The 20,403-nt window shown below is 50.0% G+C and carries 18 protein-coding genes; 12 read left to right on the top strand and 6 right to left on the bottom strand.

The window, feature by feature from the left end:
* Positions 1-6: 6 nt before the first annotated feature.
* Complete coding sequence (gene galR / locus EFER_RS13985; RefSeq protein WP_000201031.1) at positions 7-1,035, bottom strand: HTH-type transcriptional regulator GalR; 1,029 nt, start codon at positions 1,033-1,035, stop codon at positions 7-9.
* A gap of 12 nt (positions 1,036-1,047) precedes the next feature.
* Between galR and EFER_RS24170 the strand changes: the two genes are divergently transcribed.
* The 3 genes from EFER_RS24170 to lplT all read left to right on the top strand — a co-directional run bounded on the left by EFER_RS24170 (position 1,048) and on the right by lplT (position 4,975).
* The gene (locus EFER_RS24170; RefSeq protein ID WP_015953663.1) at positions 1,048-1,347 is read left to right on the top strand and encodes a hypothetical protein; all 300 of its coding nucleotides are present in this window, start codon (positions 1,048-1,050) and stop codon (positions 1,345-1,347) included.
* A 282-nt stretch (positions 1,348-1,629) separates the two neighbouring features.
* Complete coding sequence (aas, locus tag EFER_RS13975) at positions 1,630-3,789, top strand: bifunctional acyl-ACP--phospholipid O-acyltransferase/long-chain-fatty-acid--ACP ligase (protein ID WP_000896081.1); 2,160 nt, start codon at positions 1,630-1,632, stop codon at positions 3,787-3,789.
* Positions 3,782-4,975 (top strand): lysophospholipid transporter LplT, encoded by a 1,194-nt coding sequence (gene lplT / locus EFER_RS13970; protein ID WP_000004640.1) that lies wholly within the window; start codon positions 3,782-3,784, stop codon positions 4,973-4,975. The genes aas and lplT overlap by 8 nt, the downstream gene beginning before the upstream one ends.
* A gap of 38 nt (positions 4,976-5,013) precedes the next feature.
* Here the strand turns inward: lplT and EFER_RS13965 are convergent, their stop codons facing one another.
* The 5 genes from EFER_RS13965 to mutH form a co-directional block, all read right to left on the bottom strand.
* Complete coding sequence (locus EFER_RS13965; protein ID WP_000906307.1) at positions 5,014-6,669, bottom strand: mucoidy inhibitor MuiA family protein; 1,656 nt, start codon at positions 6,667-6,669, stop codon at positions 5,014-5,016.
* 157 nt (positions 6,670-6,826) lie between these two features.
* Positions 6,827-7,867, bottom strand: a complete 1,041-nt coding sequence (locus EFER_RS13960; RefSeq protein WP_001199325.1) for an NADP(H)-dependent aldo-keto reductase — start codon at positions 7,865-7,867, stop codon at positions 6,827-6,829.
* A gap of 107 nt (positions 7,868-7,974) precedes the next feature.
* The gene (ygdR, locus tag EFER_RS13955; protein WP_000758655.1) at positions 7,975-8,193 is read right to left on the bottom strand and encodes a lipoprotein YgdR; all 219 of its coding nucleotides are present in this window, start codon (positions 8,191-8,193) and stop codon (positions 7,975-7,977) included.
* A gap of 132 nt (positions 8,194-8,325) precedes the next feature.
* Positions 8,326-9,039, bottom strand: coding sequence for a TerC family protein (locus EFER_RS13950; RefSeq protein ID WP_000895629.1), 714 nt, complete (start codon positions 9,037-9,039; stop codon positions 8,326-8,328).
* 63 nt (positions 9,040-9,102) lie between these two features.
* A complete protein-coding gene (gene mutH / locus EFER_RS13945; RefSeq protein ID WP_001112893.1) occupies positions 9,103-9,798 on the bottom strand; it encodes a DNA mismatch repair endonuclease MutH in 696 nt (231 codons plus the stop codon).
* A gap of 682 nt (positions 9,799-10,480) precedes the next feature.
* On the opposite strand from mutH, the gene rppH reads away from it, so the two are divergent.
* From rppH to recC, 9 genes are all read left to right on the top strand, one after another.
* A complete protein-coding gene (rppH, locus tag EFER_RS13930; protein WP_000564492.1) occupies positions 10,481-11,011 on the top strand; it encodes an RNA pyrophosphohydrolase in 531 nt (176 codons plus the stop codon).
* A gap of 12 nt (positions 11,012-11,023) precedes the next feature.
* The gene (gene ptsP / locus EFER_RS13925) at positions 11,024-13,270 is read left to right on the top strand and encodes a phosphoenolpyruvate--protein phosphotransferase (RefSeq protein WP_000957937.1); all 2,247 of its coding nucleotides are present in this window, start codon (positions 11,024-11,026) and stop codon (positions 13,268-13,270) included.
* Positions 13,271-13,433: 163 nt separating this feature from the next.
* Positions 13,434-14,309, top strand: coding sequence for a prolipoprotein diacylglyceryl transferase (gene lgt, locus EFER_RS13920; RefSeq protein ID WP_000204654.1), 876 nt, complete (start codon positions 13,434-13,436; stop codon positions 14,307-14,309).
* A gap of 6 nt (positions 14,310-14,315) precedes the next feature.
* Positions 14,316-15,110 (top strand): thymidylate synthase, encoded by a 795-nt coding sequence (thyA, locus tag EFER_RS13915; RefSeq protein ID WP_000816250.1) that lies wholly within the window; start codon positions 14,316-14,318, stop codon positions 15,108-15,110.
* Between the two features lie 174 nt (positions 15,111-15,284).
* On the top strand, positions 15,285-15,755 hold the full coding sequence (locus tag EFER_RS13910; RefSeq protein ID WP_000817990.1) for a prepilin peptidase-dependent protein: 471 nt from the start codon (positions 15,285-15,287) through the stop codon (positions 15,753-15,755).
* Complete coding sequence (locus tag EFER_RS13905) at positions 15,746-16,309, top strand: prepilin peptidase-dependent protein (RefSeq protein ID WP_024256515.1); 564 nt, start codon at positions 15,746-15,748, stop codon at positions 16,307-16,309. The genes EFER_RS13910 and EFER_RS13905 overlap by 10 nt, the downstream gene beginning before the upstream one ends.
* Complete coding sequence (locus tag EFER_RS13900; protein WP_001078547.1) at positions 16,306-16,710, top strand: DUF2509 family protein; 405 nt, start codon at positions 16,306-16,308, stop codon at positions 16,708-16,710. The genes EFER_RS13905 and EFER_RS13900 overlap by 4 nt, the downstream gene beginning before the upstream one ends.
* Positions 16,695-17,015 (top strand): prepilin-type N-terminal cleavage/methylation domain-containing protein, encoded by a 321-nt coding sequence (locus EFER_RS13895; protein ID WP_001164797.1) that lies wholly within the window; start codon positions 16,695-16,697, stop codon positions 17,013-17,015. Before EFER_RS13900 ends, EFER_RS13895 begins: the two co-directional genes overlap by 16 nt.
* Positions 17,016-17,030: 15 nt before the next feature.
* Positions 17,031-20,399, top strand: a complete 3,369-nt coding sequence (gene recC, locus EFER_RS13890; RefSeq protein WP_000946806.1) for an exodeoxyribonuclease V subunit gamma — start codon at positions 17,031-17,033, stop codon at positions 20,397-20,399.
* Positions 20,400-20,403 lie beyond the last annotated feature (4 nt).

Below are 20,403 nucleotides of genomic sequence, written 5' to 3'. Positions count from 1 at the left end.
TTGTGTTCAGTTGCTGGAAGCTGAATGACTGGCTTCCAGTGGCGGCGTCACGGAGTGCCTGCGCACCAGGGTAGGGATGAAAACGTGCGTGACTTCCGGGAGCGGACGTTTTTCTGCCAGCGCCAGTGCCAGTTCTGCGGCCTGGGTTGCCATCGTCACCACCGGATAACGCACGGTGGTTAAGCGTGGGCGGACGTAGCGTGATACCAGTACATCATCGAAACCAATCAGTGAGATCTCGCCAGGTACGTCGATGCCATTGTCATTGAGAACACCCATCGCGCCAGCAGCCATTGAGTCGTTATAACAGGCCACGGCAGTGAAATTTCTTCCCCGCCCCAACAATTCAGTCATCGCCTGTTCACCACCACTTTCATCTGGTTCACCAAATGTCACCAGCCTGTCATTCGCCGTAATACCGCTTTCTGCAAGGGCGTCGTAATAACCTTGCAAACGATCTTCGGCGTCAGAAATGGAATGATTAGAACAGAGATAGCCAATCCGTGTATGGCCCTGCTGAATTAAGTGGCGCGTTGCCAGCCATGCCCCGTAGCGATCGTCCAGGGCGATGCAACGATTCTCAAACCCAGGAAGAATTCGGTTGATCAATACCATCCCCGGCATTTGTTTCATTAATGACGCCAGGTCTTCATCCGGGATCATTTTGGCGTGTACGACCAGTGCGGCACAGCGATGGCGCATTAGTTGCTCAATAGCCTGGCGCTCTTTTTGCTCATCGTGGTAACCATTACCAATCAGCAGAAAATTGCCGGTGTTATAGGCCACCTGCTCAACCGCTTTTACCATCGCACCGAAAAAGGGATCGGAAACATCACCTACCACCAGACCGACAGTTTCAGTTGCCTGTTGGGCCAATGCACGTGCATTAGCATTTGGATGGTAGCTGAGCGATTCCATTGCGCTTTGCACCGCAATCCGCGATGCTTCGCTTGCTTTTGGGGAACCATTAATAACGCGAGAGACGGTGGCGACTGAAACACCAGCCAGTCGGGCTACATCCTTTATTGTCGCCATGAAAATACCTTTGTGGGTAAACGCTTACATTGTGCCAGTGTTACGGAAAATGATGGCGTGTTCAAGGGGCTTACGGCGCGGGGAGAAGGAAATGTGCGTCATATCGTTAAAAGTAAGACAGAAACCAGAGAATACAAACCTTTGGTTACACTTTGCGATGCGCTGTTGCGATTGTGTGCTGGTGACAACGAAGCGCGGCTTGCTACATTGGAGATCCCAGAGGTATTGATAGGTGGTGTCAACTATAAAGTTGACCACTTGAATTACACCAACCTGCGCAGATGCGCAGGTTTTTTTTATGCATTCATGTAACTGTAACAGTAAGCGATAATTTACACACCTGGTTGCATTTCCCTTCATTCCTTTGCGTTTTCTCGCTGGCGTAGAGGCTTCATTGAGACCACAATCAAGATCCCAGAGGTATTGATTGGTGAGATTATTCGGTACGCGCTTCGTACCCTGTCTCTTGCACCAACCTGCGCGGATGCGCAGGTTTTTTTTCGCCTCATTTTTTCTCTTGCTCGCATTCCAATCCTCTTCTCGTGTAATCTGCCTTCATTCGTTTTTTCTGAATATTCTGCAAAGGGAGTTGATATGCTTTTCGGCTTTTTTCGTAAATTATGTCAGGTGTTATACCGTGTTCAGGTCACGGGAGACCCAGCGGCACTAAAAGGTGAGCGTGTGCTCATCACACCAAACCATGTTTCCTTTATTGATGGCATCTTGCTGGCGCTGTTTTTACCTGTGCGCCCGGTGTTTGCCGTGTACACATCCATCAGCCAGCAGTGGTATATGCGCTGGTTACAATCCCTTATCGACTTTGTACCGCTGGACCCCACCAAACCGATGGCGATTAAACATCTGGTGCGTCTGGTAGAACAGGGGCGCCCGGTGGTAATTTTTCCGGAAGGGAGAATCACAGTAACCGGTTCGCTGATGAAGATATACGATGGTGCGGGTTTTGTGGCAGCAAAATCAGGCGCGACGGTCGTTCCAGTTCGTATTGAAGGGGCTGAATTAACTCATTTCAGCCGTCTGAAAGGTCTGGTCAAACGTCGATTGTTCCCGAAGATTCATCTGCATATTTTGCCACCAACTCATGTGCCGATGCCGGATGCGCCACGAGCGCGCGATCGCCGTAAAATCGCGGGCGAAATGCTGCACCAGATCATGATGGAAGCGCGGATGGCCGTGCGTCCACGTGAAACGCTGTATGAATCGTTATTGGGAGCTATGCACCGCTACGGTGGCGGAAAAAATTGCGTTGAAGATGTCAATTTTACCCCGGACAGCTATCGAAAATTACTCACCAAGACGCTGTTTGTCGGGCGTATTCTTGAGAAGTACAGTGCAGAAGGGGAAAGAATCGGCTTAATGCTACCCAATGCAGGTATTAGCGCAGCGGTGATTTTCGGGGCCATTGCCCGTCGCCGTATCCCGGCAATGATGAACTACACCGCCGGCGTAAAAGGGCTAACCAGTGCTATCACTGCCGCTGAAATCAAAACTATTTTCACCTCTCGCCAGTTCCTTGATAAAGGCAAACTCTGGCATCTGCCGGAACAACTCACACAGGTTCGTTGGATATATCTGGAAGACCTGAAAGCCGACGTTACCTTGACAGACAAAGTCTGGATCTTTGCTCATTTATTAATGCCGCATCTGGCACAGGTAAAACAGCAACCCGAGGAAGAGGCGTTAATTCTCTTTACTTCTGGTTCTGAAGGTCATCCTAAAGGGGTGGTTCATAGCCATAAAAGCATTCTGGCAAACGTTGAGCAGATTAAAACTATCGCCGACTTCACCACCAACGACCGCTTTATGTCGGCGTTACCGCTGTTTCACTCTTTTGGTCTGACGGTGGGGCTTTTTACTCCTTTACTGACAGGTGCCGAAGTCTTCCTTTACCCAAGCCCGCTACACTATCGCATTGTGCCGGAGCTGGTGTATGACCGTAATTGCACAGTGCTTTTCGGCACATCAACTTTCCTCGGTCATTACGCGCGCTTTGCCAACCCGTATGATTTCTATCGCCTACGCTATGTGGTGGCTGGTGCAGAAAAACTGCAAGAAAGTACCAAACAGCTTTGGCAGGATAAATTTGGCCTGCGAATTCTCGAAGGTTATGGCGTTACCGAATGTGCGCCGGTGGTCTCTATCAACGTGCCGATGGCAGCCAAACCGGGCACTGTCGGGCGTATTCTGCCAGGAATGGATGCCCGCTTGTTGGCAGTGCCAGGTATTGAAGACGGTGGGCGTTTGCAACTGAAAGGGCCAAATATCATGAATGGCTACTTGCGGGTGGAAAAACCTGGCGTGCTGGAAGTGCCAACCGCAGAGAATATCCAGGGTGAGCTGGAACGCGGCTGGTATGACACTGGCGATATCGTGCGTTTTGACGAGCAAGGGTTTGTGCAGATTCAGGGGCGGGCGAAACGCTTTGCTAAAATTGCCGGGGAGATGGTGTCACTGGAAATGGTTGAACAACTGGCACTGGGGGTTTCGCCTGATAAAGTTCACGCCACCGCAATTAAGAGCGATGCCAGCAAAGGTGAGGCACTGGTGCTGTTCACCACCGACAGCGAGCTGACGCGTGACAAACTGCAACAATACGCCCGCGAGCACGGTGTACCAGAACTTGCTGTACCACGCGATATTCGCTATCTGAAACAGATGCCGCTGTTGGGCAGTGGTAAGCCAGACTTTGTGACACTAAAAAGCTGGGTCGACGAGCCGGAAAAACATAATGAGTGAGTCAGTGCACACTAACACTTCGCTATGGTCGAAGGGGATGAAGGCCGTTATCGTCGCGCAGTTTCTTTCTGCATTTGGTGATAACGCGCTACTGTTTGCCACGCTGGCATTACTGAAAGCACAATTTTACCCGGAATGGAGCCAGCCAGTTCTGCAAATGGTGTTTGTGGGTGCTTACATTCTGTTTGCGCCGTTTGTGGGACAGGTGGCCGATAGCTTTGCGAAAGGTCGGGTGATGATGTTCGCCAATGGCCTGAAGCTGCTGGGGGCTGCCAGTATTTGCTTTGGTTTTAATCCATTTGTTGGCTATACGCTGGTTGGCATTGGCGCTGCGGCTTATTCTCCGGCGAAATATGGCATCCTTGGTGAGCTGACCACGGGAGACAAACTGGTAAAAGCCAATGGTCTGATGGAAGCCTCCACGATTGCCGCGATTTTGCTGGGTTCCGTCGCTGGTGGCGTGCTGGCTGATTTGCATGTGCTGGTGGCATTGGCCGCTTGTGCACTGGCATATGCCGGGGCGGTAGCAGCGAATATCTACATTCCGAAACTGGCAGCAGCGCGTCCTGGGCAGTCGTGGAATGTCCTTAAAATGACCTGTAGTTTTAAATCTGCCTGCACCTCATTGTGGCAAAACGGTGAAACTCGCTTCTCGCTGGTGGGCACCAGTTTGTTCTGGGGGGCGGGAGTCACATTACGTTTTCTGCTGGTATTGTGGGTGCCCGTCGCTTTAGGGATCACTGACAACGCGACGCCAACGTATCTTAACGCGATGGTGGCGATTGGTATTGTGCTTGGTGCGGGGGCAGCCGCAAAACTGGTGACGCTGGAAACGGTCTCTCGTTGTATGCCTGCCGGGATCTTGATTGGTGTGGTGGTACTGTTTTTCTCGCTACAACATGAACTGCTACCCGCCTATGCGTTGTTAATGTTGATTGGTGTCCTGGGTGGTTTTTTTGTTGTCCCACTGAATGCGTTGCTACAAGAGCGAGGCAAAAAAAGCGTTGGGGCGGGTAATGCTATCGCAGTACAGAACCTCGGCGAAAACAGTGCCATGTTGCTGATGTTAGGTATTTACTCGCTGGCGGTATTGGTGGGGATTCCGGTCGTACCCATTGGCATTGGTTTTGGTACACTGTTTGCACTGGCAATAACGGCGCTCTGGATTTGGCAGCGCCGTCATTAAGCGTGTACCGGGCGGCGTTATTTGCTGCCCGGTGAAGATTACAGTCCCGATGGTTGTATATTTTTGGGATATTTAACAGAGTAAGAGAACGGCAAGCTGACGTTCTCTTTCCCTGCCAGATGGAGCTTCCAGCTAAGCTCTCCTGTTTTGGCGTTTAACTGCGCCTGACCGTACTGCATTTTGTCTACCGTAATATCGCTATGAGAACTTATTGGAATCTGATCAACAAGCGTTAAATCTACCGCTTCGCCGTAGCTGTTTTTCACAGTGACGGTATAGCTGAAGTTACGTACCACACTGTCATTAAAAATAGAGATAGCGTTCTCTTTTTTCAGTACCGCCTTACGTTGAATAATCAGTTTTGGATCGCGATTAAGCTGGATATCCAGGGAATTGCCATCTTCCGGTGGCTGCAAGTAGCCAAGGCCAGTGCGATTATTACCAAAGAAGATCTGACTTTCACCCGGAATTAAATTGAGCTGTTCCCACTCTTTAATTTGGACCTGCAAGTAAACGTCGTTACTCAATTTGGGAATAGCGAAGAAGCGGTAATCGCCAGCGACTGACTCTTCTTTGATCACAACAGTACGTGCCGTGTTGTCGCTGTCGATCTGCCACGGTAAAGAAAGCGTGTAGTGAACATTTTGCGCGGTTAAGTTTTCTGGTTGTGGTGAAACAGGCGCTTTCTCTGCGACATACCGGCTTTTGACACTAGCTTGTTGCGCCAGTGCCTCTTTCGCTGCGTGCGCCGCAGCTTTTTCAAAGTCAACGACTTTGTCGGCCGCAGCTCTTTGATGCGGTGCTGACAGTGACTTCTGCTGATAACTCCTCATATCACCATACTCTGGAACATCAACATATTGAGGTTCCAGTTGCGGCAGCATCAGGTGGGTATCAGGTTCATTGGTCGAGAGCTCCATATTGACGTTTTTCCACGCCAGGCCAGTGTACTGTCGAATACTGGCTTTGTAGACCAGCCGTAGCGGTTGGTTGATAGCACTGGCGTGAATATCATAGAGCGGTGTCCAGGAGGCATCTGGTGTCATGTATCGCACCACGGCCTGCGTTTTGACGGCTTTCGGTGCATATACCCGCGCGATAATGACCTGTGGTTCGTCTGCGCCATCCGACGAGCCATTACTCATATTTTCTCGCTGCTCTAATTTATCTATTGCAACTTGATTTTCATCGAGTTTCTGCGTTAGTTCGCTATCTGCACGTAATAGCTCGCCATTTTTCTCTTTCACCATTTGCAGATACTTGCCGACTTCAGCAGCATTTTTTTGAGTTAATGTGTTGTTCGCCTCTAATACCTTGACTTGAGCTGCGATATTGTCTTTCTCAGCAGTGAGTTTTGCTTGCTCCAGTCGGGCCGCTTTTAGCTGCTGTTGAACATCAGAAAGAAGTGCCTGGGATGGCGTTTCTTGTAACGCTAACCGGGAAGAGAGCACAGTCACACCGTTATCCATAGCAATGGCAATACTGTCTGGTGTAACTGAGTTGGCAATATTGGTGAAAATGATTTCACTTTCACCTGTCGGTAAATTAAGTGTCTCTACCCCTTGCAGGCTGGCGCCATGCAGATAAACAGTGACGTCTTTTAGTGTTAGCGGTTGGGTTAATTGCGCCCCCCAGGCAGAGGACATACAACCGGCAAGCAGCATCGCGAGGGGAAGGGGTTTTAAAATCAACATGGTTATCCTTAACAATGGGCACAGACAATGGAACGCACGCTGGCGTTAACGGAAAGAGTCTATTCTTCTTAAGCAGGAAAAGTGCGGCGAAATGCAGGGATTGTATTCTGAAAAATCGAGAAAAGAGACGCCTGGCGAAGAACGCCAGGCAAGGACGTTAAGGTGCCGGATAGGTATAAACTTGATGGACCGCTTCAATTTCTGCCAACACGTCTTCACTCAGTTGCAGATGTAAGCTTTCGACGTTGGTTTTTAGTTGTTCCATGGTGGTCGCACCCAGAAGGGTACTGGCAACAAACGGCTGCTGGCGTACAAAAGCCAGTGCCATCTGAGCGGGATCAAGATTATGACGTCTGGCTATATCGACATAGGCCGCCACCGCCTTTTGTGCTTGTTCGCCGCTATAGCGCGTGAAGCGACTAAAGAGCGTATTACGCGCACCAGCCGGTTTGGCACCGTTGAGATATTTACCTGTCAGCGTACCAAAACCAAGACATGAATAAGCCAGCAGCTCGACTCCTTCATACTGGCTGACTTCCGCCAGCCCCACTTCGAAGCTGCGGTTCAACAAACTATAGGGGTTTTGAATAGTGACAATACGCGGCAGATCGTGCTTATCTGCCAGATGCAGATAGCGCATTACGCCAAACGCAGTTTCATTTGAGACGCCGATATAACGAATTTTACCTGCGCGTTGGTACTCAGCCAAAGCATCCAGCGTATCGAGCAACGAAACTACAGGCGCGGAATCAGTCCAGCTATATCCCAGTTTGCCAAAACAGTTGGTCGGACGTTGCGGCCAGTGCACCTGATAGAGATCGAGATAATCGGTCTGTAAACGCTTAAGGCTATCATGTAATGCTTCGCGAATGTTCTTCCTGTCCAGCGCCTGATCCGGGCGAATACCCTTATCATTGTTACGTGACGGTCCACTCACTTTTGAGGCGATAATCAGCTTTTCGCGGCTACCCTGTTTTGCCAGCCAGTTACCGACGTAAGTTTCAGTCAAACCTTGTGTTTCCGGGCGTGGTGGCACGGGATACATCTCTGCAACGTCGATAAGGTTAATGCCCTGCGCGACGGCATAGTCGAGTTGTGCGTGTGCGTCGGCTTCGCTGTTCTGTTCACCAAACGTCATCGTGCCAAGCCCCAGCGTGCTGACTTCCAGCGAACTGTGGGGTATACGGTGATATTGCATAGCCGTTTCCTTTTTATAATCACGACATGAGGACTATAAAAATGGCAGAGGGAAAGGAAAAGGGAAAGTGAAATATCTTAAGGCCAGCAGGAGGCTGACCTTATTGCTTAACGCTCAATGATTTGCGAAACGTCATCACGATTAATCTGCATGGCATTGCCTTGTTGATCGTGATAGCTCACAAGCCCGGTATCATCATCAATTTCCGGTTTGCCATCAGTCAGGATCATACGGCCATCTTTCGTTGCCATCACGTAATCGCTGCTACAACCGGAAACAGCAAACGCCAGCCCGACTGCAGAAATTATAACTGCCCATTTTTTCATCCGGTTATCCTCATTTAGCCCATAAATGATAATAGTCTGTTTATAAACCGACGTTATATATCTTGAAAGCAGGAAAGTCTTAAACTGTGAGGAGAGGGGAGGACGCTCTCCCGCAGGAGAGCGTGTGGTGCGTCAGAGCGGATTCTTTTTATTGCGAATCAGGTTGAGGCTTTCAACCGCAATAGAGAAGAACATTGCGAAATAGATATAACCTTTCGGTACGTGGATATCGAAACTTTCCAGAATCAAGGTAAAGCCCACCAGAATCAGGAAAGAGAGTGCCAACATTTTTACCGACGGATGCCGATCCACAAACTCACCAATCGGGCGTGCGGCGAACATCATTACGCCTACAGCAATTACCACTGCCGCCATCATAATAAACAGATGATCCGACAGACCTACCGCGGTAATAACGGAGTCAAGGCTGAAAATAATATCCAACAACATAATCTGCACGATGGCGCCGAGGAATGACGAAACGCGCGTTTTCAGCCCTTCTTCTTCACCCTCGATAGACTCGTGGATTTCCTTACTGGCTTTCCAGATCAGGAACAGGCCGCCGAGCAACAGGATTAAATCACGTGCCGATATTTCCTGACCAAAGATCTCAAACAACGGATTGGTTAAACGCGTCACCCAGGCAATAGACGCCAGCAATGCCAGACGCATCACCATTGCCGCAGCCAGACCAAGACGTCGCGCATGACCGCGCTGCGCCGTAGGAAGTTTCGCCACCACCAGAGAAAGGAAAATAATATTATCGATCCCTAACACGATCTCCAGCAGCGTCAGCGTACCGAGCGCAAGCCAGGCGTTAGGATCGGTGATCCATGCAAATAACATCTAAAAAGCCCTGCCAAAAAAAATGAAGCGATAATTATATGCCCGGAATTCGGCAGATCAAAGTTATGGCTGCTGGATCAGAAAATGACGGGCCAGTAATGCACTGGTGAAATTCTTTTTCAGGTAGAAACCGCGGGGTAACGTTAAAATCGGTTCGCCATTAGCGCCAATGGCTTCGGTCAGGGCTTTAGCGTTGGCTGCTTTCGGTCGCAGCTGTAAAACTTCACCATGCCGGGCGGTGATACGCTCTACCCGACCCAGCACGATCATATCCATCAGTTCTTCCCAGTCGAGACGTAGCTGGCGATCTTCTTCTTCATTTGGGCTCCATAACAATGGTGAACCCACACGCCGTTGCGCAAGGGGAATGCTTCGTTCACCTTCGACAGGTATCCACAGGACGCGTTTTAGTTTGTGTCGCACGTGGCTGGTTTCCCAGGTAACCCCCGTGTTTCCGGTTAATGGCGCGACACAAACAAATGTGGTTTCCAGCGGACGACCAAGACTGTCCACCGGAATTGTTTTTAGCTCGACTCCCAGTGCGGCGAAATCCTGTTCCGGTTTGCTCCCTGCGCTGGCCCCCAGCCAGATCTCCAGCAGAACACCAATCCAGCCTTTATCCCGCTTTAAATCTTTGGGCGTTACCATCCCGGCAAGGGCTGCCAACTCCCCTAAGGTATAGCCAGAGAGCTGCTGTGCCTGAGCAAGTAATTCAGCTTCTGAGGCAGGGGATGTAAGAAGAGGGCGGATGTCGGGCATACTATTCAACCTTGATTAAAAAACAAACAGCAATTTTATACCGGGTGTACAGAGTGTATATTTTTCCCTGAGAGATATTCAATGCTATGATTTATATGATTTTTTATCTATGACTTTATACTGTTGCGCAACAGCGCTAACGGTTTTCCAATTCTGGTCACTGAAAATAAACAGGATCTTACACCATGTTATCCACAGAAAGTTGGGATAACTGTGAAAAACCCATACTACTGGTTTGATTTACAGCCTTGACGTGCGACGTAAATCGAATTTTCGTACGAATTGTCACTCACTTTGGTGTGCATTCTGTGGATAAAATCGTTGTCGATTAAATTTTCGCCACACCGGTAAATGGTGATGTGATGTATATCACATATTCCTATTACTCCTGCCAAAAAACACATCTAATTATATGAATATAAATAAAAAAAATTACGCCCACTCAACGTGCTCGTTCAGAAAATTCTTGGTTTTCCCGTGGTAATTCCGTAGTTCTTCACAACTCTATCCACAGAAAAGGTGAATAAAATTGCCTGACAGTCGTTCTTCTGTTTATAACTTTGCCTTTAACTGTGAGTTATTCAAATGTTATTAGTAAGCTGTCGCTTTAACAGAGTGGTTTACCGCCTCACTGGAGTGTGAAACAATCGTTTGTATATAAAGTTTATGTTGAGGTAGTCCGGTGATTGATGACGATGGCTACCGCCCAAATGTAGGTATCGTAATTTGTAATCGCCAGGGGCAAGTTATGTGGGCCCGGCGATATGGTCAGCACTCCTGGCAATTCCCTCAGGGCGGGATTAACCCAGGAGAATCAGCAGAACAGGCGATGTACCGGGAACTGTTTGAAGAGGTTGGATTAAGCCGCAAAGATGTGCGGATCCTCGCCTCGACTCGCAACTGGTTGCGTTACAAGTTACCGAAACGTTTGGTGCGTTGGGATACAAAGCCGGTGTGTATCGGCCAGAAACAAAAGTGGTTCCTTTTGCAATTGATGAGCGCTGATGCGGAAATCAATATGCAAACCAGCAGTACTCCAGAGTTTGACGGTTGGCGCTGGGTTAGTTACTGGTACCCCGTCCGACAGGTGGTGTCATTTAAACGTGATGTCTACCGCAGGGTGATGAAAGAGTTTGCAAGTGTAGTCATGGCGCTTCAGGACAATACGCCGAAGCCACAAAACTCACCTGCTTATCGACGTAAAAGAGGTTAAGTCACGCAAATCATGCTCACTCGCCTGCGCGAAATAGTCGAAAAAGTTGCCAGTGCTCCGCGCCTCAATGAGGCGCTGAACATTCTGGTCACCGACATCTGTCTTGCGATGAACACCGAAGTCTGTTCGGTCTATCTGGCCGATCATGACCGCCGTTGTTACTACCTTATGGCGACCCGGGGGCTGAAAAAACCACGTGGTCGCACTGTAGCGCTCGCGTTTGATGAAGGTATCGTCGGCCTGGTTGGCAGGCTGGCAGAACCTATCAACCTTGCAGATGCGCAAAAACATCCCAGCTTTAAATATGTTCCTTCGGTTAAAGAAGAGCGTTTTCGCGCCTTCCTTGGCGTGCCAATTATTCAGCGTCGGCAGTTGCTGGGGGTATTAGTCGTCCAGCAGCGGGAAATTCGTCAATACGACGAAAGCGAAGAATCTTTCCTGGTTACGCTTGCCACCCAAATGGCAGCCATTCTTTCTCAATCGCAATTGACCGCCTTGTTTGGTCAGTATCGTCAGACACGAATCCGTGCTTTGCCTGCGGCACCGGGCGTAGCGATTGCAGAAGGCTGGCAGGATGCAACACTGCCATTAATGGAACAGGTTTATCAGGCTTCTACCCTCGACCCGGCGCTGGAGCGTGAGCGCCTGACCGGAGCACTGGAAGAGGCGGCAAACGAATTTCGCCGTTACAGTAAGCGTTTTTCTGCCGGAGCGCAGAAAGAGACTGCCGCCATCTTTGACCTTTATTCCCACTTGCTCTCTGATGCCCGCTTGCGCCGTGAGCTATTTGCCGAAGTGGATAAAGGTTCGGTTGCTGAGTGGGCAGTGAAAACGGTAATCGAAAAATTTGCCGAGCAGTTTGCTGCACTCACCGATAACTACCTGAAAGAACGCGCTGGCGACTTACGTACATTGGGGCAGCGTTTATTATTCCATCTTGACGATTCCGTACAGGCCACCAATGCCTGGCCAGAGCGCTTTATCCTGGTGGCTGATGAACTTTCTGCGACGACGCTCGCAGAGCTTCCCCAGGATCGTCTGGCAGGTGTTGTGGTGCGAGATGGCGCAGCAAACTCTCATGCTGCGATTATGGTGCGAGCGTTAGGTATTCCAACTGTCATGGGGGCCGATATACAGCCCTCTGTGCTTCATAAACGTACGCTTATTGTTGATGGTTATCGCGGAGAATTATTAGTTGATCCTGAACCGGTTTTAATTCAGGAATATCAGCGTCTTATCAGCGAAGAAATCGAACTTAGCCGTATTGCCGAAGATGATGTCAATCGCCCGGCACAGCTGAAAAGCGGCGAAAGCATTAAAGTCATGCTCAATGCTGGCTTAAGCCCGGAACATGAAGAGAAATTAGGCAGTCGTATTGACGGTATCGGCCTGTACCGTACCGAAATCCCTTTTATGCTACAAAGCGGTTTTCCATCTGAAGAAGAGCAGGTGGCGCAGTATCAGGGAATGTTGCAAATGTTCAACGATAAACCTGTTACGTTGCGAACGCTGGATGTTGGTGCAGATAAACAACTGCCTTATATGCCCATCAGTGAAGAGAATCCGTGTCTTGGATGGCGGGGGATTCGCATAACCCTCGACCAGCCGGAGATCTTTCTGGTACAGGTGCGTGCGATGCTGCGCGCTAATGCTGCCACCGGAAATCTCAGCATTCTACTGCCAATGGTCACCAGCATTGATGAAGTAGATGAAGCACGTCGCTTAATTGAGCGTGCCGGACGTGAAGTTGAAGAAATGATCGGTTACGCGATCCCAAAACCGCGTATTGGTATCATGCTGGAAGTGCCATCAATGATCTTTATGTTGCCGCACCTGGCCAACCGGATCGACTTTATCTCAGTGGGAACGAACGATCTCACTCAGTACATTCTGGCGGTTGATCGCAACAATACCCGTGTGGCGAATATCTACGATAGCCTTCATCCTGGAATGTTGCGGGTGTTGGCGGTAATTGCTCAGGAAGCGGAGAAATACGGTATCGATCTTCGCCTGTGTGGTGAAATGGCGGGCGATCCGATGTGTGTGGCTATTCTGATTGGTATGGGGTATCGACATCTCTCTATGAATGGTCGCTCGATTGCCCGCGTGAAGTATCTTCTGCGTAACATCGATTATGACGATGCTAAAAACCTTGCTGAACGGAGTCTGGAAGCGCAACTGGCAACCGAAGTTCGTCATCAGGTGGCGGCATTTATGGAGCGGCGCGGCTTAGGCGGACTGATACGTGGCGGGCTTTAAAAGCCCGTCTGTAAAACGTAACGAAGCATTACTTTTACAGCTAATCGGGCAATATGCCCGATCCCTTGTGCTATTATTCGCACCTTTGGAGCGCCTGTAACCTGCGGTGCGCATTGCATTCGCTGACCCTTTCCAGCGAGATAACAATAACTTGTGGTGACAGATGACCAGTAGCTATCTGCATTTCCCGGAATTCGATCCGGTCATATTTTCAATTGGCCCCGTCGCGCTTCACTGGTACGGCCTGATGTATCTGGTTGGTTTTATCTTTGCGATGTGGCTGGCGACCCGCCGTGCTAATCGTCCTGGCAGCGGCTGGACTAAAAACGAAGTAGAAAACTTACTCTATGCGGGCTTCCTGGGCGTATTCCTCGGTGGACGTATTGGTTATGTTCTGTTCTACAACTTCCCACAGTTCCTGGATGATCCGTTGTATCTGTTCCGTGTCTGGGATGGCGGTATGTCCTTCCATGGTGGTTTGATTGGCGTAATCGTGGTGATGTTCATTTTCGCTCACCGTACAAAACGCTCTTTCTTCCAGGTCTCTGATTTTATTGCGCCACTAATCCCGTTTGGCCTCGGTGCCGGGCGACTTGGCAACTTCATTAATGGTGAATTGTGGGGCCGCGTGGACCCGAACTTCCCGTTTGCCATGCTGTTCCCAGGCTCCCGTACAGAAGATATTTTGCTGCTGCAAACCAACCCGCAATGGCAATCCATTTTCGATACTTATGGTGTGCTACCGCGTCATCCGTCACAGCTGTACGAACTGCTGCTGGAAGGTGTGGTGCTGTTTATTATCCTCAACCTGTATATTCGTAAACCGCGCCCGATGGGAGCAGTTTCCGGCTTGTTCCTGATTGGCTATGGCGCGTTTCGTATTATTGTCGAATTTTTCCGCCAGCCGGATGCGCAATTTACTGGCGCATGGGTGCAGTACATCAGCATGGGGCAAATTCTTTCCATCCCGATGATTGTCGCGGGTGTGATCATGATGGTCTGGGCATATCGTCGCAGCCCGCAGCAACACGTTTCCTGAGGAACCATGAAACAGTATTTAGAACTGATGCAAAAAGTGCTCGACGAAGGCACTCAGAAAAACGACCGTACCGGAACCGGAACGCTTTCCATTTTTGGTCATCAGATGCGTTTTAACCTGCAGGAGGGATTCCCGCTGGTAACAACCAAACGGTGCCACCTGCGTTCCATTATCCACGAACTGCTGTGGTTTTTGCAGGGTGATACCAACATTGCGTACCTGCATGAAAACAATGTCACTATCTGGGATGAATGGGCCGACGAAAACGGCGATCTCGGTCCGGTGTATGGCAAACAATGGCGCGCCTGGCCAACGCCGGATGGTCGTCATATTGACCAGATCACTACAGTACTGAACCAGCTGAAAAACGACCCGGATTCCCGCCGCATTATTGTTTCAGCCTGGAACGTAGGCGAACTGGATAAAATGGCACTGGCTCCATGCCATGCATTCTTCCAGTTTTATGTGGCAGACGGCAAACTCTCTTGCCAGCTTTATCAGCGCTCCTGTGACGTCTTCCTCGGCCTGCCGTTTAACATTGCCAGCTATGCGTTACTGGTGCATATGATGGCGCAGCAGTGTGATCTGGAAGTGGGCGATTTTGTCTGGACGGGGGGCGACACGCACCTCTACAGCAACCACATGGATCAAACCCATCTGCAATTAAGCCGCGAGCCACGTTCTCTGCCGAAGTTGATTATCAAACGTAAACCTGAATCCATCTTCGACTACCGTTTTGAAGACTTTGAGATTGAAGGCTACGATCCGCATCCGGGCATCAAAGCCCCTGTTGCGATTTAAATCCTGCCAAAGCCGACGCCATTGTGCGTCGGTTTTTTTCTCTCCCGGCCAATTCTTCGAGCTGCCTTCCCGAAATTTTGCAACGTTGTGCAACCCATAAAAAAGTTCTGAAAGCGCGCCGAATAACAAAAAATTAAGCCTCGCCAGAAATTTTCCTCACGTCATACTGCCGCCATGAAAAGAGAACAGGGCTATACGCTTATCGAAATTCTGGTCGCGATGCTCATTATTGCGCTACTGAGCGCAGGGGGCGTTTATGGCTGGCAGAGCTGGCAACAGCAGCAACGACTCTGGCAAACCGCCTGCCAGCTGCGCGATTACTTACTGTATTTGCGTGAGGATGCCAACTGGCATAACCGCGATCATGTCATCAGTGTTATCAGGGAGGGAAAGTCATGGTGTCTTGTCAGCTCAGCCGTAGGGCAAACAACCTGCATGCCCTCCTCACCACTGATATTTACGCCCGGTTGGGAAGAGATAAACCTGGCCGAAGCCACTCCGGCACTGGCGTTTTATGGCCTGCGCAATACTGCCTGGCCTGGTCATATTCGTCTGCAAAACACCGCAGGCGAATGGCAAATAGTGATCTCTCCCTGGGGGCGAATCCGCTTGTGCAAGCCAACCCAGGTAGAGAGCTGCCGTTAAACGAGCGTGGTTTTTCTTTACTTGAAGTGCTTATCGCGATGGCTGTCAGTAGCGTGTTATTGCTTGGTACAGCTCGTTTTTTACCTGCTATTCAACGTGATGTCTTAAGCAATACGTTAAAACTGGCGCTGGAAGACGAACTCTGGCAACGCACTTATACGGTCGCAAAACATCTCCAGCGGGCGGGATATTGCCGGGGGAAATGTAGCGGTGAAGGATTAAAAATCGTCAATAACGGAGAGTGCATAATTGTTCAGTGGGATGCCAACAATAATGGCCGCTTTGAAACAGCCCCCTCCAAAGACTCAGAACAAGTGGGATTCCGTCTCAAAGATAACGCCCTGGAAACACTGCGCGGCGCGACATCCTGCACCGGTAAAGGCTGGGACAGGATGACCGAACCTGATGCCATTGTCGTCGAAACGTTCACGGTTGAGAGGCATAACCAAAACGGTTTCGCTCCACTTCTCACCGTGCGATTACGTGGTGCCAGTAAAAACAAACCACAGCACAGTACAGAGGCGCAATACAGCGTGACGGGGTTTAATTTGTGAATCGTGAACGGGGAGTCTCGTCGCTGGGCTTAGTCTTGTTATTGCTGATCCTCGGTAGCTTACTGCTTCAGGGGCTAAATCAGCAGGAGCGCAGCTACTCTGCACGCGTCGCGCTGGAAAGTCAGGCATTAAAACGTCAGGCAATCGTACAGTCAGCACTGGAGTGGGGGAAATCGCAACACTGGCCACTGCAACATGACGCTCAGTGCCAGAGATATCAGCAACTCGCGGTGGTCTGTCTGCGCCTGTTAGCGAATGATGAGGCTGTGCTTATCGCTCAGTACTCTGGCGTCTCTTTATGGCAAATGGCAGCGAGAGAAAATAATAGCGTCACCTTCTCGGCAACCGGCTGGAGCGATTTCTGTCCATTAAAAGAGGAGGCGCTATGCAACATTCCCTGAAAAGCCAACGGGGATTCAGCTTGCCGGAAGTGATTGTGGCGATGGTATTAATGGTCATGATTGTGACGGCATTGTCTGGTTATCAGCGAGCACTGATGAACAGTTTTGTGCTCAAAAATCAGTACTTACAACTCTGGCGCACCAGCTGGCAACAAACACATTTGCGGTCAATTTCGCCACCTGTGAACTGGCAAGTTAACCGGGTGGAGACATCGCAGTCCGGATGTGTCAGCATCAGCGCTACGCTATTTTCACCACTGGGCAGGACAGGCGAGATGACACGCCTGCATTGCCCGAATCGTTAGTCGTCAGGAGCCGCTATGCTAAGGGTCTACCATTCGAATCGTCTGGATGTGCTGGAAGCGCTAATGGAGTTTATTGTTGAGCGCGAGCGGCTGGACGATCCCTTTGAGCCGGAAATGATTCTGGTACAAAGCACCGGGATGGCGCAATGGTTACAGATGGCCCTGTCGCAGAAGTTTGGCATTGCGGCAAATATCGAATTCCCGCTGCCAGCAAGTTTCATCTGGGATATGTTCGTTCGTGTATTGCCAGAGATCCCCAAAGAGAGCGCGTTTAATAAACAGAGCATGACCTGGAAATTAATGACGCTGTTACCGCAGTGGTTGGATCGGGAAGATTTTACCCTGCTACGTCATTATTTGACTGACGATTCTGACAAACGAAAACTCTTTCAGCTTTCTGCGCGTGCAGCGGATCTTTTTGACCAGTATTTGGTTTATCGCCCTGAGTGGCTTTCCCAGTGGGAAGCCGGAAAATTGGTTGATGGGCTGAGCGAAGCGCAAGTGTGGCAGGCACCTTTGTGGAAGGCACTGGTGGAATACACTGCTGAACTGGGGCAACCACGTTGGCACCGTGCCAATCTTTATCAACGCTTTATTGAAACGCTGGAGTCGGCTACCACCTGCCCACCGGGATTACCTTCCCGCGTCTTTATTTGCGGTATTTCCGCGTTACCACCGGTGTATCTGCAAGCTCTACAGGCACTGGGTAAGCATATAGAAATTCATCTTTTGTTTACTAACCCCTGTCGTTATTACTGGGGAGATATTAAAGATCCTGCTTATCTGGCAAAACTCCTTACCCGCCAGCGTCGGCACAGCTTTGAAGACCGCGAATTACCGCTGTTTCGTAAGGGCGTTGATGCAGAAAAATTGTTTAATAGCGAAGGCGAACAGGATGTTGGTAATCCACTTTTAGCCTCCTGGGGCAAGTTGGGGCGTGATTATATTTATCTGCTTTCCGATCTCGATAACAGCCAGGAGTTGGATGCTTTCGTTGATATCACGCCAGATAATCTGTTGCATAACATTCAGTCCGATATTCTGGAGCTGGAAAATCGGGCGGTGGCGGGCGTTAATATTGAAGAGTTTTCCCGTAGCGATAAGAAAAGGCTGCTCGATCCGCAGGATAACAGCGTGACCTTCCATGTTTGCCATAGCCCGCAACGTGAAGTTGAAGTGCTACATGATCGCTTGCTGGCAATGTTGGAGGAAGATCCCACACTGACACCTCGCGACATTATTGTGATGGTGGCCGACATTGACAGTTACAGTCCGTTTATTCAGGCCGTCTTTGGGAGCGCACCAGCCGATCGTTACCTGCCTTATGCCATTTCCGACCGTCGGGCGCGTCAGTCGCATCCGGTACTGGAAGCATTTATCACTCTGCTCTCTTTACCTGACAGTCGTTTTGTTTCCGAGGATGTTCTGGCCTTGCTGGATGTACCTGTACTTGCGGCGCGGTTTGATATTACCGAAGAAGGGCTACGTTATTTACGCCAATGGGTAAATGAGTCAGGCATTCGTTGGGGGATTGACGACGATAACGTTCGTGAGCTGGAGCTACCTGCCACCGGTCAACATACCTGGCGCTTTGGCCTGACACGTATGCTGTTAGGTTACGCCATGGAAAGTGCTCAGGGTGAGTGGCAGTCTGTCCTGCCTTATGATGAATCCAGCGGCCTGATTGCCGAGCTGGTGGGGCATCTGGCATCACTGTTGATGCAACTGAACATCTGGCGTCGTGGACTTGCGCAGGAACGACCACTGGAAGAGTGGCTACCTGTGTGTCGTGACATGCTCAATGCCTTCTTCCTGCCAGATGCCGAAACCGAAGCAGCGATGACACTTATTGAACAACAGTGGCAGGCCGTGATTGCTCAGGGGCTTGGCGCACAATATAACGAAGCTGTACCGCTTTCATTGCTCCGCGACGAGCTGGCACAACGCCTTGATCAAGAACGTATCAGCCAGCGATTCCTTGCGGGACCAGTGAATATTTGCACTCTCATGCCAATGCGCTCTATCCCCTTCAAAGTGGTCTGCTTATTAGGAATGAATGACGGTGTTTATCCGCGTCAGCTTGCACCGCTGGGGTTTGATTTAATGAGTCAGAAACCGCGCCGTGGGGATCGTAGTCGTCGTGATGATGACCGCTATCTGTTCCTGGAAGCGCTGATCTCTGCGCAGCAAAAGCTTTATATCAGTTATATCGGGCGTTCCATTCAGGATAACAGCGAACGTTTTCCTTCCGTGCTGGTACAGGAGTTAATTGACTATATTGGTCAAAGCCATTACTTACCGGGCGATGAAGCGCTGAACTGCGACGAAAGCGAAGCGAAGGTAAAAGCACATATTACCTGTATGCATACCCGTATGCCGTTTGATCCGCAAAATTACCTGCCTGGTGAGCAGCAAAGCTATGCCAGAGAGTGGCTACCTGCTGCCAGTCAGTCTGGTGAGGCACATTCTGATTTTGTGCAGCCATTGCCATTTGAAATGCCGTCAACACTATTGCTGGAATCTTTACAACGTTTTTGGGCGCATCCGGTAAGAGCCTTCTTTCAGATGCGTCTGCGAGTAAATTTCCGTGCGCAAGAGAGCGAGATCCCTGATACCGAACCGTTCACGCTGGAAGGGCTAACCCGTTATCAAATTAACCAGCAACTACTTAACACCCTGGTTGAGCAGGAAGATGCTGAGCGTCTTTTCCGCCGATTCCGAGCCGCAGGGGAGCTGCCTTATGGTGCTTTTGGTGAGATCCTGTGGGAAACCCAGTGTCAGGAGATGCAACAGCTGGCTGACCGGGTGATTGCCTGTCGCCTGCCAGGGCAAAGCATGGAGGTTGATCTCAACTGTAATGGCGTACAATTAACCGGCTGGCTACCACAAGTCCAGGACGATGGTTTATTGCGTTGGCGACCATCGTTGCTTAGCGTTTCACAAGGCGTGCAACTTTGGCTGGAACATCTTGTCTATTGCGCCTGTGGTGGTACAGGGGAAAGCCGTCTGTTTTTACGTAAAGATGGCGAATGGCGTTTCCCACCACTGGAAACAGAACAGGCGTTACATTACCTTGCGCAGCTTATAGAGGGCTATCGGGAAGGAATGTCCTCACCGCTGTTGGTGTTACCCGAAAGCGGTGGTGCATGGATTAAAACCTGTTATGACACTGAAAATGATGTGATTTTAACTGACGAAGATACACAACAAAAAGCGCGAACTAAGTTCCTGCAAGCGTATGAAGGCAACATGATAGTTCGTGGGGAAGGCGATGATATCTGGTATCAACGCCTGTGGCGTCAGCTCGAACCTGAGACTCTGGAAACGATAGTTTCTCAGTCTCAACGTTTTTTGTTACCTATTTTTCGTTTCAATCAGTCATAACGAT

The sequence above is a fragment of the Escherichia fergusonii ATCC 35469 genome (genome assembly GCF_000026225.1).
Taxonomy (GTDB): Bacteria; Pseudomonadota; Gammaproteobacteria; order Enterobacterales; family Enterobacteriaceae; genus Escherichia; species Escherichia fergusonii.
Note: the sequence above shows the minus strand (reverse complement) of the source record. Positions and strands in the feature narration are given on the sequence as shown.